At 41.7% G+C, this 25,988-nt stretch carries 20 protein-coding genes; 5 read left to right on the top strand and 15 right to left on the bottom strand.

Going from position 1 to position 25,988, the window contains the following annotated elements:
- Positions 1–17: 17 nt before the first annotated feature.
- Complete coding sequence (locus ACN6MV_RS11385) at positions 18–1,628, top strand: response regulator transcription factor (protein ID WP_419886381.1); 1,611 nt, start codon at positions 18–20, stop codon at positions 1,626–1,628.
- Between the two features lie 65 nt (positions 1,629–1,693).
- On the opposite strand, the gene ACN6MV_RS11380 is transcribed toward ACN6MV_RS11385, so the two are convergent.
- Complete coding sequence (locus ACN6MV_RS11380) at positions 1,694–2,788, bottom strand: glycosyltransferase family 2 protein (protein WP_341112051.1); 1,095 nt, start codon at positions 2,786–2,788, stop codon at positions 1,694–1,696.
- A 168-nt stretch (positions 2,789–2,956) separates the two neighbouring features.
- On the opposite strand from ACN6MV_RS11380, the gene thiD reads away from it, so the two are divergent.
- On the top strand, positions 2,957–3,769 hold the full coding sequence (gene thiD, locus ACN6MV_RS11375) for a bifunctional hydroxymethylpyrimidine kinase/phosphomethylpyrimidine kinase (RefSeq protein ID WP_076117038.1): 813 nt from the start codon (positions 2,957–2,959) through the stop codon (positions 3,767–3,769).
- Positions 3,770–3,861: 92 nt separating this feature from the next.
- On the opposite strand, the gene ACN6MV_RS11370 is transcribed toward thiD, so the two are convergent.
- From ACN6MV_RS11370 to ACN6MV_RS11330, 9 genes are all read right to left on the bottom strand, one after another.
- Complete coding sequence (locus ACN6MV_RS11370) at positions 3,862–4,236, bottom strand: DoxX family protein (protein WP_042126535.1); 375 nt, start codon at positions 4,234–4,236, stop codon at positions 3,862–3,864.
- A gap of 244 nt (positions 4,237–4,480) precedes the next feature.
- On the bottom strand, positions 4,481–4,912 hold the full coding sequence (locus tag ACN6MV_RS11365; RefSeq protein WP_042126534.1) for an RrF2 family transcriptional regulator: 432 nt from the start codon (positions 4,910–4,912) through the stop codon (positions 4,481–4,483).
- 127 nt (positions 4,913–5,039) lie between these two features.
- Complete coding sequence (locus ACN6MV_RS11360; protein WP_419886380.1) at positions 5,040–5,468, bottom strand: hypothetical protein; 429 nt, start codon at positions 5,466–5,468, stop codon at positions 5,040–5,042.
- Between the two features lie 112 nt (positions 5,469–5,580).
- Positions 5,581–6,924: a glycoside hydrolase family 30 protein gene (locus ACN6MV_RS11355; RefSeq protein WP_419886379.1), complete on the bottom strand. Its 1,344-nt coding sequence runs from the start codon at positions 6,922–6,924 to the stop codon at positions 5,581–5,583.
- Between the two features lie 91 nt (positions 6,925–7,015).
- Entirely contained in the window at positions 7,016–8,653 is a 1,638-nt protein-coding gene (locus ACN6MV_RS11350) for a sugar ABC transporter substrate-binding protein (RefSeq protein WP_419886378.1), read from the bottom strand.
- Positions 8,654–8,773: 120 nt separating this feature from the next.
- Positions 8,774–9,661 (bottom strand): carbohydrate ABC transporter permease, encoded by an 888-nt coding sequence (locus ACN6MV_RS11345; RefSeq protein ID WP_042126526.1) that lies wholly within the window; start codon positions 9,659–9,661, stop codon positions 8,774–8,776.
- Between the two features lie 14 nt (positions 9,662–9,675).
- Positions 9,676–10,617 (bottom strand): ABC transporter permease, encoded by a 942-nt coding sequence (locus ACN6MV_RS11340; RefSeq protein WP_076117432.1) that lies wholly within the window; start codon positions 10,615–10,617, stop codon positions 9,676–9,678.
- A gap of 275 nt (positions 10,618–10,892) precedes the next feature.
- The gene (locus tag ACN6MV_RS11335; protein ID WP_042126523.1) at positions 10,893–11,903 is read right to left on the bottom strand and encodes a LacI family DNA-binding transcriptional regulator; all 1,011 of its coding nucleotides are present in this window, start codon (positions 11,901–11,903) and stop codon (positions 10,893–10,895) included.
- Between the two features lie 110 nt (positions 11,904–12,013).
- Positions 12,014–12,916 carry an ArsR/SmtB family transcription factor gene (locus ACN6MV_RS11330; RefSeq protein ID WP_076117029.1) on the bottom strand — a complete coding sequence of 301 codons (903 nt, stop codon included), beginning with the start codon at positions 12,914–12,916 and terminating at the stop codon, positions 12,014–12,016.
- A 149-nt stretch (positions 12,917–13,065) separates the two neighbouring features.
- Between ACN6MV_RS11330 and ACN6MV_RS11325 the strand changes: the two genes are divergently transcribed.
- Entirely contained in the window at positions 13,066–14,571 is a 1,506-nt protein-coding gene (locus ACN6MV_RS11325; protein WP_419886377.1) for an alpha-N-arabinofuranosidase, read from the top strand.
- Positions 14,572–14,636: 65 nt separating this feature from the next.
- Here the strand turns inward: ACN6MV_RS11325 and ACN6MV_RS11320 are convergent, their stop codons facing one another.
- The 3 genes from ACN6MV_RS11320 to ACN6MV_RS11310 all read right to left on the bottom strand — a co-directional run bounded on the left by ACN6MV_RS11320 (position 14,637) and on the right by ACN6MV_RS11310 (position 19,148).
- On the bottom strand, positions 14,637–17,018 hold the full coding sequence (locus ACN6MV_RS11320) for an alpha-L-arabinofuranosidase C-terminal domain-containing protein (protein ID WP_419886376.1): 2,382 nt from the start codon (positions 17,016–17,018) through the stop codon (positions 14,637–14,639).
- 194 nt (positions 17,019–17,212) lie between these two features.
- The gene (locus ACN6MV_RS11315; RefSeq protein ID WP_339290421.1) at positions 17,213–18,118 is read right to left on the bottom strand and encodes a hypothetical protein; all 906 of its coding nucleotides are present in this window, start codon (positions 18,116–18,118) and stop codon (positions 17,213–17,215) included.
- A 208-nt stretch (positions 18,119–18,326) separates the two neighbouring features.
- Positions 18,327–19,148: an AraC family transcriptional regulator gene (locus tag ACN6MV_RS11310; protein WP_076117021.1), complete on the bottom strand. Its 822-nt coding sequence runs from the start codon at positions 19,146–19,148 to the stop codon at positions 18,327–18,329.
- A 116-nt stretch (positions 19,149–19,264) separates the two neighbouring features.
- Between ACN6MV_RS11310 and ACN6MV_RS11305 the strand changes: the two genes are divergently transcribed.
- Positions 19,265–22,378, top strand: a complete 3,114-nt coding sequence (locus tag ACN6MV_RS11305; protein WP_419886375.1) for a glycoside hydrolase family 2 TIM barrel-domain containing protein — start codon at positions 19,265–19,267, stop codon at positions 22,376–22,378.
- A 114-nt stretch (positions 22,379–22,492) separates the two neighbouring features.
- Here ACN6MV_RS11305 and ACN6MV_RS11300 read toward each other — a convergent pair whose 3' ends face one another.
- Positions 22,493–23,695, bottom strand: coding sequence for a mannitol-1-phosphate 5-dehydrogenase (locus ACN6MV_RS11300; protein ID WP_419886374.1), 1,203 nt, complete (start codon positions 23,693–23,695; stop codon positions 22,493–22,495).
- A gap of 42 nt (positions 23,696–23,737) precedes the next feature.
- Positions 23,738–24,400: an HAD family hydrolase gene (locus tag ACN6MV_RS11295; RefSeq protein ID WP_042126508.1), complete on the bottom strand. Its 663-nt coding sequence runs from the start codon at positions 24,398–24,400 to the stop codon at positions 23,738–23,740.
- A 527-nt stretch (positions 24,401–24,927) separates the two neighbouring features.
- On the opposite strand from ACN6MV_RS11295, the gene ACN6MV_RS11290 reads away from it, so the two are divergent.
- Positions 24,928–25,953, top strand: coding sequence for an ABC transporter substrate-binding protein (locus tag ACN6MV_RS11290; protein WP_419886373.1), 1,026 nt, complete (start codon positions 24,928–24,930; stop codon positions 25,951–25,953).
- The last annotated feature ends 35 nt before the right edge of the window (positions 25,954–25,988 follow it).

The following is a 25,988-nucleotide window of genomic DNA, read 5'->3' as shown; positions in this document are numbered from 1 at the left end:
GGAATGGAGAGCTAACTATGAAAGTACTGCTTGTTGATGATGACTTTTATGTTATTGCCGCATTGCAAAAGAGAATAGACTGGGAATCGTTACACATTGATACGGTCTATACAGCAAATAATGTCGCACAGGCACGTGAAATAATAGAAAAGCATTCTATTCAAATTCTGATTTCGGATATTGAAATGCCGCAGGGTAGCGGACTGGAATTACTGGCCTGGATTCGTGAAGGGAATTATAGCATTCAGACTATACTTCTTACCAATTATGCAGATTTCAACTACGCGCAGAAAGCGATCGAATTGCAAAGCTTTGAATATTTTCTGAAGCCCATCGAATTTGATAAGCTGATGCTGATTATCCACAAGGCGGTCACACAGGCAAAAGAGCAGCAAAGAAATGAAAAAGCCATTCAAGGCGGTTACTTTTGGCAAAAAAACCAGGCGAAGATTCTCGAGCATTTTTGGCGTAAGCTGGTTAGTGGAAGCACATCATTTCCGATTAAATTAGCGGACATCACCCATGCCATTGAAGAACAGAACCTCTCCTATCAAATGAGCGACACCCTGCAGCCTTTGATCTTCAACTTATTTCCTTACAACGGCAGTATGGGAAAAGAAGAGAAGGATCTTTTTGATTTTGCGCTGCTGAACGTATTATACGAATTGTTACAGAGTCCTTGCTTTACTATCGAGAGCATTCTGGAATATAAAGATTATAATTGGATCGCCTTATTAAAATGGAACCAGACACCGGACACTCCGTTGCTTGAAGGATTATGCTCTTCCTTTATTCAAAAGGCGAATCCTTATTTAAAATGTGATGTCTGCTGCAATATCGGTCTATACGATAAACTGAATAATGTAGGGAATGTTCTAAAACAATCCTTGCGCATGGATGAGGAAATTACGAGATGCAGAAATCAGACCTTTTTAGTGGAAGCCTATCTCTATCAAAATAAAACAGGCTACACGCCACCGGATCTTGCCCATTTGGAAGAGCTGCTGAACCAAAATCAATTCACTACGTTTCTTGAGGAAGTTACGCAATATTTAAAGGTTATGCTGAACAATAGAACACTTGAGACCTCTGTCCTTAGCTTGTTTCGCTTAGATATTGTTCAGCTAGTCTATTCATTTCTCAACCTTAAAGGGATAAGGTCGCACAAATTATACTCCGGCAAAACTAACGATAAATTATCCATGCACTCTCTAAACTCTATCGAGGATATGGAAGAATATCTTAAATATCTAGTGACTACAGCCATGAAATACCGTGAGTTTGCCGCACAGACCAAATCCGTCGCCGAGGAAATCAAACAATACATTCATTCGCATTACGGTGATGATCTATCGCGAAATGATTTGGCCGAAATTGTCTACCTCAATCCTGATTATCTGGCAAGAATATTCAAACGAGAAACTGGTGTTTCATTAGGCAGCTACGTCATCCAAGTTAGAATCGCGGCTGCAAAGCATCTATTGGAAACCACAAATATGTCTGTTTATACTGTCGCAAACAAGGTTGGCTATAACAACTACTCCTATTTCTCCAAGCTGTTCAAACAAGAGGTCGGTCTTCCTCCTAATGATTATAAAAAGGAACAGCAATACAATCCAGCATATTAAAAAGAGGATGTCTTAACGACGAAAACCCCCAGAGTCAAAATCATGACAACTGGGGGTTTTCGTCGTTAAGCTTGAAAAGCAACATATTTATCGCCAAGCAGATTCATAAAATAATTGCGGTTATATAACATGCTAGGATGAGACGGATAAAAGCTCAGCGCCGTTTCATTATGACGATTTGCTAACTCGTGTTGACCGAGGCGATCATAACACAGTGCTAATTGAAGATGCGGCAGCCAAGTGTAAAAAATCCCGTTTTTCATACCCATCGAATCATTATCTCGCGGCAGATTTATCGCAAGCTCATACCAATATGTCGCTGGCTGTAACTGCCCCTTTTCCAGAAGAAGGGCTCCAAGTCGGCAGCAGAATTCTGAACGTGGTTTATCGTACTGTAAGGTTCTACATAATGCTTCAAATGCACCTTCTTTATCCCCTAACCTTTCCCGGCATTCGGCAAGCCTTAAGCAAGCTTGAAAATTATCTTCTATCCAGCCCTGCCCACCCGCCAAAAACATCTCATAGTACTTGCAAGCCTCTTCATTCAAAGCATGATCCCGCAATTCATTTGCATAATAATACTGGTCTCTCGGAGAGAACATTTCACCTTCTGCTACTCTACGTTGGTAAATCCGCAAATTACGGTCTGTATATTCCTTATCCTTCTCGTGGGTAATACAGACATCACTACTGAAAGATGGACCACTTACCTCTAGATATTCATGTACAGGGCCAATCCATTGAAAATTACAGCTCCGGCGAACAAGCCGGTTCCGACGCAAGCTGGCTGTGACATTTCCCGCCTCGTCAAAAGCCAAATTATATTGCATGTTCACACTATGGATATGTTTCGGAAGAATCTCTTTCAGCTTCTTAAACAGAATCTGATCCGCTTCCTTTATATAATCATCCGCATCCAACCACAAAATGTATTCCTGTGTAGCTTTACTGAAGGCAAAATTACGCGCGGCACTAAAGTTATCGATCCATTCGAAATCATAAATCACAGCTCCGAAGGACAATGCGATCTCTTTTGTCTTATCCGTCGAGCCTGTATCCACGATAATAACTTCATCTACAAGACTTGCAACGCTAGATAAACATCTATGCAAGCTTTTTTCTTCATTTCGTACAATCATACATAAACTAATCGTGACCATACTCGCCCTCCTAAGCGTTTTATTAAAGATTTCTTTCTATATTGATATGCAGGGTTAGTGAAATGGAATCCTACACTTGCTTTTTAGAAAGACGTAGGTGCTATTTTTTGTTATAATCAAAGCAATGCGTTGTTTATGAATTCAGACATATATAAAGGGGACGTTACCATGACTCAAATTATTAAAACTCTAACTATTGCAGGCAGCGACTCCAGTGGTGGCGCAGGCATCCAAGCGGATCTAAAAACATTTGAAGAGTATGGTACCTACGGCTTCAGTGCCTTGACAACTATCGTTACAATGGACCCGGACAACGGCTGGCACCATAATGTTTATCCAATTGACGCCTCCATTGTTGCTGAGCAGCTAAAAACTATTTTCGCAGGCGGCCCGGTAAATGCCATGAAGACAGGTATGCTGGGAAGCGTTGAAATCGTGCGTGTTGCTGAGCAAGCGATTAAAGAAAATCTACAGACCAATGTAGTGATTGATCCGGTCATGGTCTGCAAAGGCGAAGATGAGGTTTTAAACCCAGACAGCGCGGAGGCTATTCGCGATTTACTGCTGCCACTAGCTACTGTGGTTACTCCAAATCTGTTTGAAGCTGGCGTTCTTTCAGGTCTTGGCAAGCTTTCTACGCTAGAGGACATGAAAGAAGCTGCTCGTCTGATTCATAAGCTCGGTGCACGTAATGTCGTGGTTAAAGGCGGCAAAGCACTCGGGGGCGATCAAGCGATTGATATCTTCTTCGACGGTTCTGAGTACACCGTATTTCAAACAGCCAAAATCGAACCCGCTCACAATCATGGAGCCGGATGTACCTTCGCCGCAGCCATTACAGGCGGTTTAGCTAACGGTCTATCCGTTCATGAAGCTGTAGCAAAAGCTAAGGATTTTGTCTCTGCAGCCATCCGTAATGGATTTGCATTCAATGAATATGTAGGACCTGTATTTCATGGTGGCTACCGTTTAGAGCGCTAGAACCTCTGAGCTTAAGCTCCAGAAACATAAAATGGCAGTCCAGATGCTGAAATTCAGCACTGAACTGCCATTTTTTTATGGTGTAAGGATAATTAATTAAACCCTGGAAAGTCACTCAGATCGGAAAGACGGATGAAAAATACGATAAAAGCTAACACACCAAGCAAAATAATCGGAAAGCATTGTTTGAACGAATCTTTTGCGCGAATATGAGTCAGAACTCCACCAATAGCAGTAACTCCAAGTAAAAGTGCTCCTGCCGCTGCCCAACTCGGCTCCCAGTAACCAACAACCAAAGCTGCCGCGGCGACAAGCTCAACGAGTCCTGTTACCACCCGAAACCATTGTGGTAAACGCCATTTTTTAAAGTTGTCCACATGCATTTTTGAACCCGCTGCTTTTCCCGATCCTGCCATAACGAAAGCAAGTACCAGCAAGCTTTGCAAAACGATGGCTACAATATTCATTGACATCTCTCCCCAAAATATATTTGCAACAATGACAAGCACATATTAATGCAAAAGAATTCCCTGCTATAAGACAGTGGATACCTATGCTACTCCGCTTCGTTAGTTCCCCCTTGTTATTATATGTGCTTACCTTAAGCACAATACCTACAAAATAAAATTGCAGTGCTGCTGACTGCAACTCACTTAATTATAGTAGCTAAATAAAAAAATAAACCAGCTGTTTTATTATAAAATAAAAATATTAAGAAAAAAACTCTACCCGCTCCATCACATTAGTAATCGTATATTGACGTAAATACTCAATCGTCCGTAGCTCCGTCTCCTGGAGAATCCTTTCTAACTCGACATCGAGTAAGGCACTTGCTCCACACGCCAGATCCACTTCAGGCTCCTCCACCGTTGTACTAACTGCCTCATAAATCTCACCTAATGTAATCTCATCGGCAGATTTCAGAAGCACATACCCACCTTCTCTTCCACCTTTGGACTCTACGATTCCGGCAGTTGCCAAAGACTGCATCACTCTACGCATAAAGGTCGCGTGTGAATTGACTTGGCTTGCAATCATTGCACTAGACAAGATGCTTCCGCTTTTAGCCAGCCAAACGATCGAATGTACCGCTATTTTAAAACGGGGAGGTCCGATGTTCACTCCACGATTAGCTGTACTCATGCCCCATCTCCCCTTTCAACTGCAATTATATAAAGCACATTATAGAGTAAAACAAGGGTTGGAGCAAACCAACAAGGGCACATTCCATTGGAGTATGCCCTGTAATATTCAGCGTTTCTATGATCCATTATTCAAAATTGGTAAACTTAAAACTCTGCTTATGCTTTCGTCCATTCTGATCATTCCACGAAAGTACGACTTCCAATTCTTTAGCCCCATTCTTCACAAAAAAATGGCTAAAACTAACCGTTTCATTCGGTCTCATATCATAGCTAAATGGATCTGTTAAGATGATTTGTTCTTGAAGAGGCTCTTGCACGGGTCGATACAACTCGAAAGTTACATCCATCGTATCTTCACTTATGTTGGTGACTAATAGCTCGTAGCTCTTATATTTTTCCGGTTGTGGAGAAGGCAATTTACTTTTATGAAGCTCCACCGCCCATTTGGTTGTTTCACTCTTTATAGGTAGCACACTTTTAACAGCAAAAATACTAGAACCACCAGTAATCATCAAACACAGAACTAGCAGCGTCAGTACAAACTTTCGGTTCAATGCTCATGTCTCCTCGCTATAGGGATGCGTTTAAGATTTACGAACACTGATTTTTTATACGTTTTTTGACAAAAAAAAGTACTCGAATTAAAATCCGAGTACTTCATGCACATTATTTTATTAAAATCGATAAGGCACTTTTTGAGGCTAAACGGAACGATAAATCTTCTTTACCTTGCAAGCTCACTGTTACATTCTCATCCTTCTCACTATCGTTAAACAGAACAACCGCAATTGAGTGATCTGTATTCTTAAAAGCTACGGAAAGAATTACTTCCTGATTAGTGGAAGCATCAATACGTACAGCCTTAGGACGAATGAATTTGCTGAAGTGTGCCAGAGCATAGTAGTCCAGCGTATACGTAAGTTCTTTAGTCTCTTGGTTGACCGTCACAACACCGCGACAGGTACTTTTGCCAAAGCCCGGTACAGTTGGACCGTTCTTCTCATCTAAGGCCATATTCCACAAGACAAAGGATTTACTATGGTTTCTAAGAATATCAATCCCTGTTCTCATTACATTCGAGAAGGCTTGTTCAAACGGAGGAATCCATTCTCCACCAGAACCTTCTGTAAAATGTACTTCTTTATCTGCAAAAGCCTTCAGAACCTCTGATTGTGCTGACGCATTCCCACCATACCAGTGCCAAGCTACACCGTCTACTTCATCTTTTGCATAATTCAGCACGGTTAGTGGATAATCCGGACGATCCCAGTTGTGGTCATAGCAGAGAATTTTTGTGTTAATGTTATGTTTCACGAAGCTGGGCTTCAGATAGTTTTTAATGAAATCTCTTTGCGCCTCTGGCAACATTAACATACTAGGATAGTGCTTTGGTTCAAAAAGAGGCTCGTTCTGCGGGGTTACTGCATAAGTTGGCAGACCGTGATTTTCAAAAGCTTGAATGTATCGTACAAAATAATCGGCATAAGCCTGGTAATATTCTTGTTTAAGTTCACCGGCGATCATCGATCCGCTAGTCTTCATCCAGCCTGGTGCACTCCAAGGCGAAGCCATCAGCTTAATCTCAGGGTTAAGTTCCAGTGCTTGTTGTAACAAAGGGATAATATCAGCTTCATCGTGTGCGATGGAGAACCGAGTTAATTCCGTATCGGTTTCCTGTGCAGGCATATCGTCATAGCTATAAATAGATCTGGCATAATCCGATGCTCCCATTGGATTTCTTAATACCGACAAGCCAATTCCATCTTGGGAATCAAAAAGCTTGCTCATGACTTCTTTTTTCTGTTCATTGTCTAGCACTTGGTTAATCAAATAGGCGGATGAATCCGTAAAGGATGCCCCGAACCCATCCATTTCCTGAAAGGTTTGATTCTCATCAAGGTTTACAGTGGTGACTGTCTCATCTGAAGCTATTGGAGTTAATTGTTCTAGTGTTTGCTCTACAAACAATTCGTTCTCCCCTGTAGATTGATAAATTTTCAGTTTTGTCATGTTGTTTCCCTCCACTTTTCTATATATCTTACTGTGTTGATCACTCCTGTAATGATGAGGCCCCGGCAAAGGGGCCCCGTCCGACTGCTGCTTATTTAAGACCTAATTTTTCTTTGTTATTCTTCATTTTTTCAGTACGAATTTCTACGATCTTATCCCAGTTGTTTTCATTCAAGAATGATTTATAAGCTGCCAAAGTGCTTTCAAATGTAGCATCATCCTTTGAACGAATTAAACTTACAAGAGTAGTATTCCAAGTAGCATCAATTGCAGTTAGACTGCGCGCTTCAGGCGTGCCTTGAGCAGGGTTGATATTTTCCAGAATGAAGTGAGGTTTCATCTTTCCTTTGCCCCATTCTTGCATTTGTTTAATCGACTCTGCGAATGCATCATTACTCAATGCTTTATCACGGTCATGTCCGAAGAACATAAATTCGCCCATCCGGTAATCTTTTTTAAATTTATCCGCATTGTTCAATTGAAGATCTTTGATTTCAGGTAAGAATTCAATTTTACCGGCCTCGTTAACTTTATAGGTCTCTCCTTCAATACCGTAGTTCATAAGCTTCTGTCCTTCTTCACTAAGCAAATACGTGTACACTTGAATGGCTTTAGCAGGGTCTTTAGCCTTTTTAGTAATGAAACTGATCATCCAACCAGTAATTCCTGACTGATTCAACGTTGGCTCATGTCCAACTGTGCTTTGCGGTCCATCAATAGCGATATATTCTTTGCCTGGATTTCCAGTCATGAAGATTTGCAGGTTACCACTTTGTTGAGGCGTTCCATCCAGCAGCAGCGTTGCATATTTACCTGATTTTAATTTTTCTTCAAAGCCTGTTCCGTCATCAGCAAAACTGTCATCACTGATGTCACCATTTCTGTAGACTTCATTTAACGTTTTTAACCAAGTCAAGTAATCCTCATCCAAGTTACGGTTGTAGAATTCACCATTCTCAGTTTCCATCGGTACGCCGATGAAGTCCTGTAGTACATCTCCCAAGGAACCAGTACCTGTACCAATGGAGTTAAATCCAAACGGAATCATTTCTGGGAACTGCTTTTTGATTTGTTGCATAGCACTCTTGAATTCTTCCGGAGTACCAATGGTTGGTTTTCCAATCGCTTCGTAAACATCCTTACGGATGACAAATGCTGTTTTCGCAGGAATGTTACCGCTGTCATAATCGTTTTGAGTATTTGAGTAGTTAGGATAGCCATAAGTCTTTCCATCAGCTAATTGGAACCAGTTCATTGTATCTTTTGCAGCCACTTTATTGAAATAAGGATCGTATTTATCCGCCAGATCATTCAAAGGCAGCGCCCATGTTGAAGCTTTTTGTACCACAGGAGAGTTGGAATCAAGTACAGTCAACAAGTCAGGCATTTCGCCACCAGCAAAAATAGTATTTAACTTCGTGTCGTCCCCAGTAATAAATTTAATATTGATATTTAAATCCTCTTTAATTTTCTTTGTAACGAGGTCCTTGCCGAAATCAGTATTCCACCAATCTGCATTCACGTACCAAGTAAGATCTGTAGTCTCTTCTTTTGTATCCAGCTTCCAAGCCGGTGTTTCCGGGTCAATCGTATAACGACCTTCAATGGAGCTCAGTTCTTTGCTAGAGTTATCAGAACTCCCCTTCGATCCACAACCGGTAAATACCAATACAACAGCCATAAGCGCAGTACAAAGTTTGAGTCCTTTTTTCCCAAATGCTTTGTTCATTTCTTGTTTCCCCCTAAAAAGTTTTGTAAGTACAGGAAGTGTAGATCTAATTGTGCTAGCTACACTTCCGATGGATCACTTCGCACATAAGTGTTTGCTATAAAAAAACCTCCTAACTTTCTATTCTTTAACCGCCCCCATCATCATTCCTGAAATAAAGTACCTTTGTAATATTGGATACATCACAACAATCGGCAAAGTTGTAATGACAATTGTTGCTAGTTGAACCCCTTTAGTCGTAGTTTCGATAATGGCAGATCCACCGACATTTTGCATGGATTGCGTTTGAGACTGAACGATGATTTCATAGAGCTTCATCTGCAGCGGATAGAGTGCTTGATCGGTAATGTATAATTTGGTGGTCATAAAGTCATTCCATTGCCCAACCCCATTAAATAACGCAATCGTAGCCATAGCCGGCATGGAAAGAGGGATAAATATCTTTAGGAAAATACGCCAGTCACCTGCACCATCGATTTTGGCTGACTCTTCAAGTGAATCCGGAACGTTTCTAAAGAAGTTCATTAGAATAACCACATCATAATAACTGAACAAGGCCGGGATAATATAAACCCAAAAGCTGTTCAATAGACCAAGTGACTTAATCAATAAATACGTTGGGATCATACCACCCGAGAAGAACATGGTGACAACACCCATGGCAACGTACAGCTTGCGGCCACGTATGTATTTTTTACTCAACCCATAACCGATCATCGCGCAAAAGAATACGTGGGTAATGACACCGATGAACGTTTTGGCAATCGAGACCAGGAATGCTAGACCAATCGTCTCGTCTTTAAATACAGCCCGATAATTTTCTAAGGAGAACTCAGGAGACCAAAATATAAATCCGCCTTCCGCGAGCGCCTTACCTGAACTTAAGGATGATATGACCACATTCCATAAAGGAACAACGATAATTACAGTACAAATACAGAGCAAGATAATGTTTATGGTATTAAAGATTCGACTGTCGAGATCTTCTTTAGCTACCGTCCGATTCACAGAAATGCCTCCTTTTACAGAACTGATTGATTATCATTTAATTTGCTAGATACTTTGTTGGCACTAATCAATAGGATCACTGATACGATGGAGACACCTAAACCAACAGCGGTTGCATAAGAGAAGTCACCTTGCGTCATACCCATTCGATACACATAAGAATTAATTACTTCTGCTTTTTCACGGTTCTGAGAATTCATCAAGACCAAGGTTTGATCTAGATTCGATCCTAATAAACCGCTTACAGTCAGAATAAGGTTTAAACTGATAATCGGCTTCATGTTAGGGAGGGTAATATTCCAAATTTGTCTCATACGACTGGCCCCATCTATTTTGGCAGCTTCATAATAGGTAGGATCAATTTTCGACATGATGGCTAGGTATAAAATCGTTCCCCAACCCGCCTCTTTCCAAATATCCGATAACGTTGCAATCCACCAATACTTGTTCGCATCGAGTAAAATATTTACCGGTTTCGAAATGATTCCTAAATTGAGCAGGATTTCATTAATCATTCCGGATGAAGAGAACCAAGCAATCAACATCCCGCCCAGAACGATCCATGACAAAAAGTGGGGTAAATAAGAGATCGTTTGTACTAATTTCTTAAAGCGTCCAGCGCTCAACTCGTAAATCATAACGGATAGAATAATAGGAATAATAAAACCTATGGCTAATTTCAGAAAGCTGATCCCCAAGGTATTTACTACAGCATCCCAAAAATATTTGTCTGATAAAATAATTCTGAAATTATCAAGCCCAACCCATGGTGCAGAATCGAGCGTATCAATTACGGTGTAACTCTTAAAAGCAATCGTCAATCCGTAAATAGGAATGAAACAAAAAATAATCATAAAAATAATTCCTGGAATGATCATAGACTGGATTTCCCATTGTCTCTTATAATCAATCACAAATTCTTTGACCCTCTGTCCCATAGGTTTCTTACTACTCATTGGATTCTTCCCGTTCACTGGCACTACGGCTAATTTATCCACGTTTTTCTTCTCCCCTCCAAATCATGATCCCCAAAACAATAAAAACGTTTTTATTTCTTCGAAAAAAACCTCCTAAAAGCAATAAAATTATCAAGCATAAACGCCTTCAGCGTCTTTATCATGACGATAAGCGTTTAAGCGAGAAATATAAGATATAAAGTATAGGTGCAAACTTATACTTTCTTATATTTAAAAAAAGATCGGATACCCTCTTGTTGCCCTTCTTGAAAGCATTAGTACCGATCAATCTTTACTTGAGTAGAACCACGTACAATCAATTCGCCTGTCAATTTCATCATTTCGCCTTGTTCCTTCTTCTGAATCATGCGAACCAGGTGATTAACGGATAGAATACCTTGTCTGGCAATTTGATTTCTTACTGTAGTTAATGGCGGTGAGAAATACTGGGCAATATCAATGTCATCAAATCCCATAACGCTTATCTCTAACGGGACTTCGTATCCATGCGATTTCAAAGCTTGAATACATCCAATAGCGCTCAAATCATTCCCTGCTAGAAAAGCATCCGGTATTTTATCAGGACTCAAGTGAACTAAAGACTTAATAGCGTTATAGGTGCTCTCTTCTTCAAAATATCCTTGTATAATATACTCTTCGTTCGTTGGAAGCTGATATTGCCGCAAGGCGGCCAAGTACCCTTCTTTCCGCTGAACACTGTCATACATCTCATCCACACCAGATATGTAAGCAATTTTCTTGTGTCCCAGACTGATTAAATATTTGGTTGCTTCGTACCCCGCTTCAAAGGAATCGAAGATTACGCTTCCCATCGTATCATTCTTAAGCGGCCGATCCAGAAACACTGCTTTAATCTTATCTTTCACCATTGCAGCAATTTCTTCTTCATCAATTCTCATCTCTTCGTAGATAATGACACCATCTACACGCCGGCCTAGAATATTGCTCATAATGACTTGTTTATCCTTTGTAACAAATACATTTAGCCCATAACCTAACCGATCACATTCACGAGACATGGACTCCACCAGCTTATAGAAGTATGGACCCGATACACTCGTCGTAAAAAAACCTAGCATTTTAGTTTTTCCGTTCCTTAGGAGCTTGCCATTTAGGTTCGGAACATAATTTAATTGCTTCGCGACCTTAAGAACATGTGATTTCGTCTCCGGGTTTAATACATCTACGTCATTTAGTGCGTTAGAGACCGTAGAAATGGAGACTCCTGCCTCTCTGGCAACATCTTTAATAGTTACCTTTTCCATAATGATTCAATCTTCCTTTACGAATAAAAACGTTTTTATAGATTTAAATTAACATAAAAACGTTTTCATTACAATATGTTTTTTTATTTTTATTATTTCTCTATTTCGAATTATTCATAATAGACTCTGAACACCATATCTTGCTCATAGTTCCCAAATCCACGCCCGAATAATGTTAATCCACCTCTTCTACGTCCGCTATCCTCTGCACTTAAACGAAATGTCCACTGGTCCTGTTCTACAAGTACATCATCAAGTGTCACCGCTGATATTTGCTGCCCATCTATAAATGTTCCACCTGCATTAATCCGTAGCACCTTCAACAAACCATATTGGTTAACATCTGCATTCCACCAAGCAGGGGTTAATCGTCCTCTAGTTAGGCCGAAATCTCCTGGACTTGTCCATTTCCCTAAATCCTGTCCATTCATAGCAAAAGCAATATCCGAAGGCCATTTCTCATTTACATGCGGAGCCTCAGAACCGATCTCCATAGAAATTTCTATCTCCTGCACGACCTGATCCTTAAACAGATAATTAGGAACCTTATATTCGATATACCCTTTTGCAAACCATAAAATACCAGCGTTCACTCGCTCTGGGTCCAGGAAATAACGTGGATCATCATAATATCCGATTAACTTGTCTGTAGTTGCAATTCCGCAAGTAGGTGATGCCTGAACATCAGTATACTGTCCTACAGGAATCGAAACCTCAACAACCTTTCTAGCGATTCCCCGAGAACCTGATAATTTAATCTGCAGGTAGTTGGTAGACAATGAACAGTACTTATATGTCCCTCCATCCACACGTCTCATTTTAGAGCTAATCAGACCTGCTTTTTGCAGCTTGGCAACATGGGTGCTAACTATCGCACTGCTTAGATAGAGTTCGGCTGCCAGCTCTTTAATATGCATTTCTTTGCGGTCCAGTAGTTCGATTATCCTTAGCCTGACTTCACTTGCTAGTGCTTCGTAGACCCGAAGCGATTCAGTATCTGTAGTTAAGTGCATTCCGTTATCCCCTATGCCTTTGAATTAGTATTTTTACGAATCCTAAATTATTTGATTGCTTATCATATCTTATTCTAAGTACTATGTAATCATAAATCGTTTTATCAGTTAATAATAATATTAATTCTACTTAAAGGAGATATGTATTCATGACGATTAAATCCACAATGATTATTGACAAGGATTTTAAACTATCAGAAGTAGACACCCGAATCTACGGCTCCTTCATCGAGCATTTAGGCAGGGCCGTATATGGTGGTATTTATGATCCAGGTCACCCTACTGCAGATCTCAATGGTTTTCGAGGAGATGCCATTGAAGCTATCCGAGCACTAAATGTTCCTATCATTCGTTATCCCGGCGGAAATTTTGTATCCGGTTACAACTGGGAAGACGGTGTTGGGCCTAAGAACGAACGCAAGCATTCCCTAGAACTAGCTTGGTGGACAACAGAAACGAATCAAGTGGGCACTAATGAATTTGCTGATTGGGCTAAACTCGTTGGCTCTGAAGTCATGATGGCGGTTAACCTGGGCACTCGCGGCATTGACGCAGCTAGAAACCTAGTAGAGTACTGCAACCATCCTTCCGGCTCCTACTATAGTGACCTGCGAATTTCCCATGGATATAAAGAACCTCATGCCTTCAAGACCTGGTGTCTGGGTAATGAAATGGACGGCCCTTGGCAGATTGGCGCTAAAACAGCGGCTGAATATGGTCGATTAGCGAACGAAACAGCGAAGGCGATGCGCTGGGTAGATCCAACCCTAGAGCTTGTGGCATGCGGCAGTTCCGGCAGCGGTATGGACACTTTTGCAGAGTGGGAAGCTACCGTGCTAGATCTTTCTTATGAGAACGTAGACTACCTCTCACTGCATACTTACTACAACAACAACGAAGATGATACTCCTAATTTTCTAGCCCGCTCAATGGATATGGATCACTTCATCAATAGTGTAGCTGCTACCTGTGATTATATTCAAGCTAAGAAAAAGAGCAAGAAGAAAATTAATCTTTCCTTGGATGAGTGGAATGTGTGGAAGTCGCAAGGTAGCAGTCGTGCCGAAAAACATTGGCAGATCGCTCCACCCGAATTTGAAGATGTATACACACTAGAAGATGCACTGGTCGTGGGCTGCTGTCTCATTACATTACTAAAACATGCGGATCGTGTAAAGATGGCTTGCATCGCTCAGCTTATTAATGTTATTGCCCCTATTATGACTGAAAACGGCGGTCCACTGTGGCTTCAGACCACTTATTATCCATATCTGCATGCATCCCTATATGGCCGTGGAACCGTGCTTCATCCGTTGATCTCCAGCCCTAAATACGATTCTAAAGATTTTAGTGATGTGCCATACTTGGAAGCCATTAGTGTATACAACGAGGAGCAGAATGAAGTTACTGTCTTTGCTGTAAATCGTCATTTATCCGAGGGACTTGAACTGGACGTGGACCTACGCAGCTTTAATTCCGTTAACATCATTGAGCATATTGTACTGAAACATGAAGAAATTAAAGCTGTAAATACCAAATCCAACCCCCATAACGTAATACCTAGCCAAGGAAATGCTACATTTGAAGGTAGACATGTGAAGGCCCTTCTCGCAAAAGCATCCTGGAACGTGATCCGTCTCCGGGTGAACAGCTAGATAAGCGCACATAAACGCCCCTTGAATCTATGTAACACTAGAGATTCAGAGGGGCGTTTGTAGTTTTATTTTATTCTAAAAATCGTTACGGATTGCTTTGGAAACTCATAAGAAAAGGTGCTTCCCACTATTGTGAAATTAGTTTGCTTAGGGGAGACAAGCTCCTTATTCTCGAAGTTATTTTCGTCCTCAAGCTGGTAGCCCGACAGTTCATACACCTCGACGGACAAGTCCTTTGTTGCCAGCCCTTCAAATACAATGTCAGCAGAAACGCTGTTCTCTTGTACGTTCACTGTCTTAAGAATGATATCCCCTGTGGCATCCTCCACACTTGCTGTATAATATAGTGGTTCGATGACCGGAGGTTTGTCCTCTGTTTCATTGATTAGCTCTCCGTTAATGTAAGTACGAATATGTCTGCCTGATACTTCTAGCTTCAGATCGTATTCTACGTCTGTTTCAACCGAAAACATCGAATGCGTCAAAACTGAGTTTCTCCCGTTAATGATAGAAGCCACTATGGAATCCTGATTCTGCCAGCCGCCTAGTTCCCAATACAAATGATTCTGATCATCAGCTTTGCCAAAATAGAACACAAACCCTTTATTTCCTGCGGTTCTAGTAGCCTTGAAATTCAAGGTATAGCTATCCCACCTCGTCTCACCAAGATCTAATATTCGTTTGGTCGTTCCGTTCTGAGTAGGGTCCGGGAGATTTGATATCTCTTCTGACAGATCAGAATACGACTTCACTTCTCCAGTAACATTGTTAACCAAAGTGATCTCGGAGAACCGGGCAGCGGATGCATCCACGCCCAAGCTAATCGCTCCAGTGATCGCTTCAACTGTACGTTCCTCGGGTGCTGTGAAGTCGTTCGCTTCTATCTCGAGTAGCTGATCTCCTTGATGGTTCATGAATAGCTTTTGAACATAGTAGTTCGCAGTTCCATACACCTCATGATTATTAAACCAGATTAGATCCGGCTTCCAGTTGATATAATCCACATTGCAGAGCATAGGCGCATAACATGCCAAGCCAACCGCATGCGCATTATTCTGAAGCCCCGTCATAAAAGCCGCTTCCACCAGCGCGTTGTAATACGTATTGCCCCATGAAGCATATTCGCCTAAGAACACTTTCGGTTCATCAGCCTTAAAGTCATCATAACGGTGATGATTCGCCAGGAACCATTCTGGTGTACAGTAATAGTGCTCGTCTACAAAATCAGACTTATTCTCTTTTGCCGATGTCCAGCCCCGATCATATTCCTTACCTGCTGAGAATGGACCGCTCGAATTGATGACCTTGATTTGCGGATATTTCTCTTTAATGGCTTGATGAAAGTAAGGATATCGCTCGAAAAAGGGTGCGCCTACCTCTTCATTACCGATGCCGATATACTCTAATCCAAAAGGTTCCGGGTGACCAAGCTCCGCACGTATACTTCCCCATTCCGTTGATAAATCCCCATTTGCAAATTCGATCAAATCCAGTGCATCCTCTACCCAGGGCGTTAATTCGTCCAGCGGCACCATACGTTTATGATGTGGATCGTAGCCGCCCGGAATAACGGGAATCGGCTTGGCTCCAATATCCTCACAGAACTGAAAATATTCAAAATAACCTAACCCAAGCGTCTGATTATAGGACCAGTTATTCCGCCTTGCCGGCCTTTGTGCCACATCCCCGATTGTATTTTTCCATCTGTACATGGAATCTCTGTCATCTGGATTCAAAGAACCGTCATGCACCAGACAGCCTCCCGGAAAACGCATGAATTTAGGCTTTAAGTCGGCGAGTAATCGTGAAATGTCTTCACGCATGCCCCCAGATCTGTTCATAAAGGTCTTCTCTGGAAACAGAGAAACCATGTCCAGATATACCTTGCCGCTCCCTTTGGTAACGATTACAAGACGTGAGCTAGTATCCGTAGCATTAGCCTTAATAACTGCTTCGTATCGAGTCCATTCGGAGTTATTCACGGCTATTTTCGCTTCACCATAAATTATGCCATTTATACTTTCAATGGTTATGGTAAGAGGCATATCAAAGCTTGTTTCCCGGCGAGCATACACCGAGAACTTATAATTCTCGCCTTCTTTTACAGGAATGCCACTATTGAATCCAAGATTCATCAGCCCAACGCCGTCACCTTCAGCCACAATATCAATGGCTACATAATGTGGATTACGTTCATTCAAGGGATTGCTATCCTCCACCGTGATGACGGCCTTCCCACCTCCACGACCTACAGGCTCCCAAGCCATTAACGCATGATAATCCGCCCGATCAATCGGATCAAATTCAAAAGATCGGTTCTGAACCAGCTCAGCATAAAGGCCACCATCTGCCGCATGATTTAAATCCTCGAAGAAGATCCCGAATAAATCACCTAATGCCGCACCACGCTGCTGTGTATGTATTGTCAGAGTTCCGTCCGTCTTCATTAGTTCATCACTCCTCGTCAAAGTCATTTAATTTATATTTATATTACTTAGTTCATATCTATATAAATCATTATAATGAGTTTACTTCACATTCGTCAATTCAGATGCTTTGAATGAATAACAAAAAGGCCGATATTGTATGAAAATCCATACAACATCAGCCTTTTATAACACAGGTCCAATAATACTCTTATTTATTTGGCAGTCATTTGCCCTACTAAGAACTCGACAAAATCAGTTGATTTGTTCTTATCTTCACCTTCTCCAAACACCCCGATGATCATCTTCCGAGAATGAATAGGAAGGTCTGTAGCAAACTTCGTATCTGTAATATCTACGCCAGTGATCCACTCTTCACCGTTTTCCGTATTTTTTATACGTTTCAAACGAATATCATCTAAAGGTAGTCCAGCTGATTTTACGAACGGCTCCAGATTCTTAAGTCCTTGTTGCTGCCCAATCCAATCAAAAGTAGCATCATCCAAAATAAGAATATCCGGACGATCCGCCGCCAGCATCGCCATCGCGCGCTGGATATAAGTCATGTCTAACGCGCCTCCACCCTCACCGCCTGTGGAGGGAAGGTATACGACTTCCGTCTTTACCCGCTTCCAAGCTGGATAACGATTGACGATCTCTTGTTTAAGCTCTTCATCCTTACCTGATGGATCTTGGGATTCATAGTTTCCTAGGAACATGATAGTTACATCCACTGGCGGGAGTGAAGCTTCATATTTTTTAGCTTGATATTGATTATAAAGTGCATTGCCTCCAAAGATTAATACCAACAGCACGATGACTGATACAAAAGTATGGACTTTGTATAGCCTAAAGAAATTCTCCGATTTACGCGCTATGCCGGAAAAGGCTCCCCATTTCTCTAGCCGCTTGTCCTCAGCCTCCTGAATTTCCTTTTGATCCAAGCCGTCTAGGATTGTTTTGAAAGCTAAAAACTCTTCTTCATAGGCTGCAGCCTCAGACTCTGAGGAATTTGATTTACGGCGTTTTAAGAGCAAATCAAATTTTTTATTCAGTTCCTCCCGGGTAATGTCTTCAGGCAAGTCCAAACGTTCGTAAGCCTCTTTTAACTTCTCATTCAAATTGATGACTCCTTCCTGATGCTCAACTGGATATCTGATCGTGAATTTGGTTCTATGTATGGAATTCAGGTAAACATACTAATTATACAAAAGAATGATTGAATTCGTGAAATAAACAACATATGAACTCAATTAAACTATATCATGGAGTGCTAGACGCTAACAAGTAAGCGTTTATCATAGGGCTTAGAGGCATTCTCTATTGGCTCTAGTCCAAACCATGCAGCTGTTTAAATTGCTCTGGACTCATTCCAGTCAACCGCTTAAACACTAGACAAAAGTAGCTGGCATTTTCGAAGCCTACTAACTGAGCAATTTCATACATTTTTTTATTTCGTTCATTAAACATTAGTTGTTTACTCAAGTTTATACGTTGCTTGTTGATATAGGTTACAGGTCGATCATGGATTGTTTTTTGAAAAAGCCTGCATAAATACTGTGGCGATACCGCGATTACCTCCGCAAGCTCCTTTAATGGGAGCGTCCTATGTAAATTGCTTTCTATATGATGAAGCACAGGTTTAATTCGCTCCAATTCAAGAGCCTCATTTAGAGGAGAGACTAGGTTTCTTTTTAAATCTAGCAGCAGCGCATAAAGTTGTTTGGATCGTTCCAGATTCGTTTCCAGTTCATTACTATCTGGCAAGTGGAGCATTTCCTTTAAAGGATTTAGCCACCTATCCTCCTTCAATCTTGCTGGTCCTGATTCACGGATTCCTGCGTACAACAGCATTTGACCAGCCTCTCTACCATTGAATGAAATCCATGACAGCTTCCACTTACTGCTGATTGGCGCATACGAATGCGTAATATTCGGAAATAAAAAGAAGACATCCCCTTCGCCCACAATGTATCGTTTCTCCTGAATGACAAGCTCACCTTTTCCCTCATGGATCTGATGCAATTGATAATCTGGAAATCCGGTGGGCCGTAGGGTTTCTGCCTGATGCTCCCAAAATCCAATGGTTGTAGCATACAGCGGCAGCATATTCGTATCTTCCGTTTGGCAAAAGATTATTTTGCTATCCATTTAATCACTCGTTTCATATCTTGTTATATCTGATGAAAAATCTTTTATATCTCTTAACATTACTCCAATTTATAATATGAATATAATAACATCACTATTATAAAGGAGTTTTACTCATGCGAGCAAAATTTGTTTATCAGCCTCCTGCAAACGGTTATCCAGAATGGAATAATAATCCGGAAATTTTTGAACTAAATCGATTGGATGCCCATGCTTCCATGATTTCTTATAGCCATTTATCGCAAGCCTTGGCGGGGGATAAAGAAGCCTCGCCATATTACAAAACGCTCAATGGTATTTGGAAGTTCTCCTTTTCCGAAACACCGGATCAACGGATCGTAGATTTCTATAAAGCAGATTTCGATTGCAGTACTTGGGCTACGATTCCTGTACCCTCTCACTGGCAATTCCAGGGCTATGATTACCCGCAATATACGAATGTGCGATATCCTTGGGCGGAGTCCGAACCTGATCTCAAGCCACCTTTTGCTCCGACAAAATATAATCCAGTAGGCTCGTACATACGAACCTTTACTGTACCTGAATCCTGGAACGGTCAACCTGTATACCTTAGCTTTCAGGGGGTTGAATCCGCTTTCTATGTATGGGTAAACGGAGAACGGGTCGGTTACTGTGAAGACACCTTTACACCTTCGGAATTCGATATTACCCCTTATTTAATAGCCGGTGATAATAAACTAGCTGTAGAGGTCTATCGTTGGTGTGATGCCAGTTGGCTGGAGGATCAAGATTTTTGGCGGCTTAGCGGTATTTTTCGGGAGGTCTATCTGTACACCGCCCCTTCTGTTCATGTTGCTGATTTTTTCGTAAATACCGTGCTAGACGAAGATTTCGTACATGCGAATTTAAACGTAGATATCAAAGTGGAAAATTACTTTAATCAGATGCTAAACCCTTATACACTCCAAATGCAGCTATACAATAAAGAAGATCAGCCTGTATGGGAGGCTCCAGTATCTGCAGTTACTTCCTTTGATCAAGAGGGTATTCAGCATTTGAAGCTTTCTGAGCATGTAGAAGATCCATATAAGTGGAGTGCTGAGACACCGTATCTGTATACATTAGTTCTCTCCATGATTGACGACAACGGAAACACTACTGAAACCGTCAGCTGTAAGGTCGGATTCCGCACCTTTGAGATCAAGGACGGACTTATGAAGATCAACGGCAAAAGAATTGTACTAAAAGGCGTTAACCGGCACGAGTTCTCTTGTGACACAGGACGTGCGCTATCCAAAGATGACATGATCCGAGATATCAAACTGATGAAAACACATAATATTAATGCGGTTCGGACCTCTCATTACCCGAATCAGTCTGTTTGGTATGAGCTTTGTGATGAATACGGACTTTACGTTATCGATGAAACTAATCTGGAAACGCATGGCACTTGGCAATATGGGCAACAAGGAATACATGAGGGAAATGTACCTGCAAGCAAACCGGAATGGCGGGCCAATGTGATTGACCGTTGCAACTCCATGATGCAAAGAGACAAGAACCATCCTTCGGTTATCATCTGGTCACTGGGGAATGAGTCCTACGGCGGCGATAATTTCATCGCCATGCATGACTATCTCAGAGAAGCTGACCCAACACGACCTGTTCATTATGAAGGGATCTTCCATTGCAGAGAGTCGGAAGCAGCTAGTGATATAGAGTCGACTATGTATGCTAAACCGTACGATGTTGAAAAATATGCGCTAGGCCATCCTCAGAAGCCTTATATCATCTGCGAATACAGTCATGCAATGGGGAATTCTTGCGGTGGACTACACCTATACACCGATATGTTTGACAAGTACGATGTATTTCAAGGTGCTTTTATTTGGGATTGGGTGGATCAGGCTATCCGAACCAAAACATCCGAAGGTGTCCCATATTTAGCATATGGCGGTGACTTTGGTGAGTCGCCACATGATGGAAACTTTAGCGGAAACGGATTACTTTTTGCCGATCGTTCGGTTACTCCAAAGCTATTTGAGGTCAAAAAATGCTATCAAAACATTAAAGTAACGGCTTTAAATATCCGTGAAGGTCTCTTTCAGATTCGTAATAACTTTTTATTTACCGACATTGAACAGTACGAACTTAAATGGGAAGTTGCTTTAGACGGAGTAACTGCGCAAGAAGGTTTGCTGCAAATCTCTGCTGCACCAGGAGAAATCGTTGAATGCACTATCCCTTATGAACTGATTTCACATAGAGGTGATCATGAAGCTATTCTGAATCTCTCCTTTATTCAGCGTTCAGAAACTTCTTGGGCTGATGCTAACCACGAAATCGCTTGGGAACAGTTTATTCTATCCCCGCGTATCGTGATAAAGGCTCCAAAGACAACGGATGGAACGTTACATGTGCAGGAACTTAAAGGTGCATTGACCGTACAGGGTGGAAATTTCACTCTGACCTTTAATACGACAACTGGTGAGCTATGCTCATACTATGCTTCCGGTAAAGAACATCTGCTTGAGCCTGTAAGACCTAACTTCTGGAGAGCGGTCACAGATAATGATCTTGGCAATGGATTGCCAAAGCGTTGTGCAGTGTGGAAGCAAGCCTCTAATGAACGGAACCTAGTAAACATGACCTATAGAACCGAAGGAAATCTATGTTTCGTCGCCACCACTTACCTTTTGCCAACGAATCCGTATTCCACTCTCCTTGTTCAGTATGAGATTCGCCCTGACGGGTCATTAGAGATTCTGCAAGAACTGAATCCGGGTAGTAGCGATCTTCCCGAAATTCCTGAGTTCGGAATGATGTTCGTGCTGGATGGAAGACTCGATACCCTTTCATGGTACGGCCGTGGACCCCATGAGAATTATTGGGACAGACAGACCGGAGCACCACTTGGCCGCTATACGGGTAAAGTCAGTGATCAGTTCATCCCTTATCTCAGACCGCAAGAGTGTGGCAATAAGACAGATGTCAGATTTGCTTCGATTACAGATGGCAACGACGGATCAGGACTTTATTTTGATAGTGCAATCCCTATGGAGATTAATGCTCTGCCTTGGAAACCCGAGGAACTGGAAGCACACGATCACGTATATAAATTGCCAGTCTCGAACAAAACCGTACTGAGAGTCAATTACAAGCAAATGGGAGTTGGGGGTGACGACAGCTGGGGTGCACCAACCCACGAAGAGTTCACTCTGCTGGCTAATCGACCATATGCTTTCCGTTTCACCTTAACTTTGCTCTAAAGTAACGACATGAAAAGGCCGTCCTGTTTGGAAAAAACCAATCAGTGACGGCCTTTATTCCTATTATTTCGCCACTACTCTTGCCTGAATTCCGGAGGTCACGCCTGATTTATATTAAAAGTATGGGGTTTTGCAATTGACGGTTTGGCCATTCGAATGGGGATATTTTATACACATGGTGTTGTACTCTAAAATAATACGACCATGAAGCGGATGCTCCGTGGGGATTTTTAAATGCGTCGCAATGACTTCACTGAGTCCAAGATTTCGGATGTCTGCTTGAAGCTCTACGGCTTCTGGATCTTTTTCATAATCAAAATAAAGCGCTGAAGCTATAGCTAAAACAAGGTGTGAAGTCTCAAAGCCAAGTTCATGGGCAAGCATTGCTGGTTTTATCAGTCGATCATTAGGTGAAAGCTTACGAAGCGGGGATCGGGCGACACGTGTGATTTTATCGTTAAAGTTGGGGTTAGTGAATCGTTCCATCATCTTTTCTATATACCGTGCATGTTCTAAGGGCTCGAAGCCATACAAATGTACCAGTAAGGTCCCTGTTTCCTTGAGTACCCCACGAACACGAGCTCTGATTGCGGGATCAGACATCGCTTCCTGAATGCTAGTATAACCTTCCAGATATCCGAAATAGGCTGCACTGCAATGGCCTGTATTCACAGTATATAGCTTCCGTTCGAGGTATGGTGCCAGCGAATCCACATAATGGACACCTTTAATTTCGTTGTAATTACCAATCATTCCACTGCGCGGAATCACCCACTCACTGAAGGGTTCAACGAGGATTTCAAGCGAATCTGTATTTTTCTGCACAGGCACGATCCGATCAACCATCGCATTTGGAAAAGCGACATTGCGGTCCGCAAGCTCCTTGAAGGATTGCTTCATATGTCGATATACAGATTTCTTTAACTTTTGACTGCTTCCAATACCGTTCTCACAGGCAATAATATGGAGAGGTTTGAGGTTCCTGTGATTGATAAGTCTTCGTTCGATTCCCTGCGCGATAGTACCGGCAATATCTTTTAAAGCGGATATTCCAACTGCAGTGGTTACTATCTCAGCCTCTGCTATAGCTTTAGTAACGTCCTCAGTATCATTCAGATTGATCGCAGTAACATTATCAACGATAAAGCTGTCCCGATCCTTGTTAGCCAAGGTAACGGGATATTGTCCGCGATTTTGCAACTGCGCAATCTTGCTCTTATTCCTTCCGACGAAACAAACATTGTAACCGGAGTCCGACAACATAGGTCCAATAAAACCTCTGCCAATACTGCCCGCTCCAAAATGTACGGCTCTCAATTTGATATCCCCCTTTAATTTAACTCTGTTTCTCAGTTTCTTCTATACGAAGCAACGCTGAGTAATTACATGGTCAAAATCAAGAAGACTTAGATTATCTATTTTGTGATGTTGTTTATCGAATTCAAGAAAATTGGTAATCTCATTAGGAGTCACAATACAACGGATACCAGCTGCTGCCGCTGCCTTAGAACCATTCGGTGAATCCTCAATGGCAACTGCCTCATTAGAGGTGATTCCAAGACAAGCTAATGTTTGGTTGTATAGCTCTGGATCTGGTTTCACTTTTGCCACATGATCGGCCGTCCGAATACATTCGAAATAATCGCGTATGCCCAATTGATTTAAGTATTTCTCCACCCATTCCAGTGAAGAGCTTGAGGCCAGCCCTATGCGTAGTCCAGCTTTTTTGGCAGAATCCAGATAATGCTGTATACCTGGCCGAATCGTTTCCAATTCCATAAGTTTGCTATGTCTCTGTTTAACAGCCTTACTGAAAGCCTCTTTATCAATGGCAAGCTTAAGATCAGTCATCAAGTACTCATAAGGATTAAAGCTGTTTAAGCTTGTGCCAATGCAGGTGGAGTACTGTTCAAGCGTCAAATCCACTCCATATTCAGCATAAGCCTCGTTAAAAGCGGTGTACCAAGCAGTCTCCGTGTCGATAATCGTTCCGTCAAAATCAAAAATAATGCCTTTGATCACAATCAACCATCTCCCTCGTATTATGTTTGGTTAGAATATCTTACGCAAAACCGTCTATAAATTCTACAAATTGTCATTTCAGCTTGCGTTTGACTATAAAAACCATAACAAAGGCTTTCCACTGACGTCAAGGGCGGCAGATAACATGCCACGGTATGATAACGATTACAATCAATGAGGACAATCCTGAATTTTTTGATCACATAAATGACTTAATCTATAACAGTAATCAGATTCAAAAAAACACCACAATCCTATGTGCTTCAAGGGATTTCTCCTTCCATGTTTGTCATGAAGACAAGCCCTCCCTTCTTCTCTCCATTCCCGGTATTTAGAGTATTTTTCCAATCATCTGAAAATAATTCAAAAAAAATTTTAAACAACACCTTTTTGCATGATTGTACAAATCTAATGACTGAATTATGTTTTGTCCATTGAGTAAAAAGAGTCTATAAATTATGATGAATTCAATCGAGAATGATTATCATTATTGGTAATCGTTATATATTTTAGGGAGGCAATAAAAAATGAACAAGGCAAGACAGTCCTTCGCTGTGTTATGCGTACTCTTTTTGATGAGTACATTGCTGCTAGCATGCGGAAACTCAAAGGAATCATCTTCTGGTAATAGTACGACCAACGCAACTGGAAATTCTTCTGCTGCGAGCACGGCACCTTCAACGGAGCCCTCCGACAGCAGTGCAAATGAATCCGCAGCGACTACCCGCTCCTACACGGATTACATAGGACATACTGTAGAAATCCCTGTGAAACCACAGCGAATAATCTACTCTGGAGAAACATATGGAGATTTGCTCGCTCTCGGCGTGCAAGCGGTAGGGTATCCTCTATCCATGGGTGAAGGCCAGGTCTTTGAAGATCAGTTACAAGGTGTCGAGGATGTAGGCTTCCCTATCAATCTGGAGAAAACATTAGAGCTTCAACCTGACCTAATTATCTATGCGGGCACAGACGAAGCTGATTTTGAGCAGCTGTCCAAAATCGCACCTACAATCATTTTTGATACCTTTGCCCCATTACAAGAACGTATGCTGGACATTGGTGGAATTCTTGGTAAAACAACAGAAGCAGAAGCATGGCTAGCCCAATATAAAACCGCTGAAGAAGCTATGTGGAAACAATTGAAGTCCGCTGGTATGCAAGAAGGTGAGACAGCTTCGGTCTTCACTTATTATCCGGGAGACAGACTGTTTATAATGGCGGCGACTGGACTTTCACAGGTACTCTATGGGGAGAATGGCTTCAAGGCAACTCCAGCTATTCAGAAGATACTCGATGAAGGTAAAGGCTTCCAGGAAGTATCTATGGAAGTGCTTAAAGAATATGCCGGAGACCGGATATTCATCTTGACTCCAGTTGCGGATGAAGCAAAACAATCCACAGAAAATCTATTAAAGAGCCCTATTTGGAAGAGCCTTCCTGCCGTTAAGAACGGATATGTCTATACGCAGGACATCATGAAGACCTCCAGTGATGCAACTACAAGAGAATGGCTGCTCGGCGAGATTCCTCAGCTATTGAATATGAAATAACCCTCCATGATCGAGTGTTTAGCACACGGCTGATA

The organism is Paenibacillus sp. B-A-8 (assembly GCF_048572915.1).
Classification (GTDB): Bacteria; Bacillota; Bacilli; order Paenibacillales; family Paenibacillaceae; genus Paenibacillus_AQ.
This window is presented reverse-complemented; position numbering and strand designations above follow the sequence as displayed.

Excerpts from the sequence above, each read along its gene's own strand:
- ACN6MV_RS11380 (WP_341112051.1), bottom strand. The coding sequence starts at position 2,788 with ATGGTCACGATTAGTTTATGTATGATTGTACGAAATGAAGAAAAAAGC.
- ACN6MV_RS11365 (WP_042126534.1), bottom strand. The coding sequence starts at position 4,912 with ATGAGTACAGCTAATCGTGGAGTGAACATCGGACCTCCCCGTTTTAAA.
- ACN6MV_RS11350 (WP_419886378.1), bottom strand. The coding sequence starts at position 8,653 with ATGAACAAAGCATTTGGGAAAAAAGGACTCAAACTTTGTACTGCGCTT.
- thiD (WP_076117038.1), top strand. The coding sequence starts at position 2,957 with ATGACTCAAATTATTAAAACTCTAACTATTGCAGGCAGCGACTCCAGT.
- ACN6MV_RS11290 (WP_419886373.1), top strand. The coding sequence starts at position 24,928 with ATGAACAAGGCAAGACAGTCCTTCGCTGTGTTATGCGTACTCTTTTTG.
- ACN6MV_RS11340 (WP_076117432.1), bottom strand. The coding sequence starts at position 10,617 with ATGAGTAGTAAGAAACCTATGGGACAGAGGGTCAAAGAATTTGTGATT.
- ACN6MV_RS11335 (WP_042126523.1), bottom strand. The coding sequence starts at position 11,903 with ATGGAAAAGGTAACTATTAAAGATGTTGCCAGAGAGGCAGGAGTCTCC.
- ACN6MV_RS11310 (WP_076117021.1), bottom strand. The coding sequence starts at position 19,148 with ATGGATAGCAAAATAATCTTTTGCCAAACGGAAGATACGAATATGCTG.
- ACN6MV_RS11355 (WP_419886379.1), bottom strand. The coding sequence starts at position 6,924 with ATGACAAAACTGAAAATTTATCAATCTACAGGGGAGAACGAATTGTTT.
- ACN6MV_RS11370 (WP_042126535.1), bottom strand. The coding sequence starts at position 4,236 with ATGAATATTGTAGCCATCGTTTTGCAAAGCTTGCTGGTACTTGCTTTC.
- ACN6MV_RS11305 (WP_419886375.1), top strand. The coding sequence starts at position 19,265 with ATGCGAGCAAAATTTGTTTATCAGCCTCCTGCAAACGGTTATCCAGAA.
- ACN6MV_RS11325 (WP_419886377.1), top strand. The coding sequence starts at position 13,066 with ATGACGATTAAATCCACAATGATTATTGACAAGGATTTTAAACTATCA.
- ACN6MV_RS11330 (WP_076117029.1), bottom strand. The coding sequence starts at position 12,916 with ATGCACTTAACTACAGATACTGAATCGCTTCGGGTCTACGAAGCACTA.
- ACN6MV_RS11320 (WP_419886376.1), bottom strand. The coding sequence starts at position 17,018 with ATGAAGACGGACGGAACTCTGACAATACATACACAGCAGCGTGGTGCG.
- ACN6MV_RS11385 (WP_419886381.1), top strand. The coding sequence starts at position 18 with ATGAAAGTACTGCTTGTTGATGATGACTTTTATGTTATTGCCGCATTG.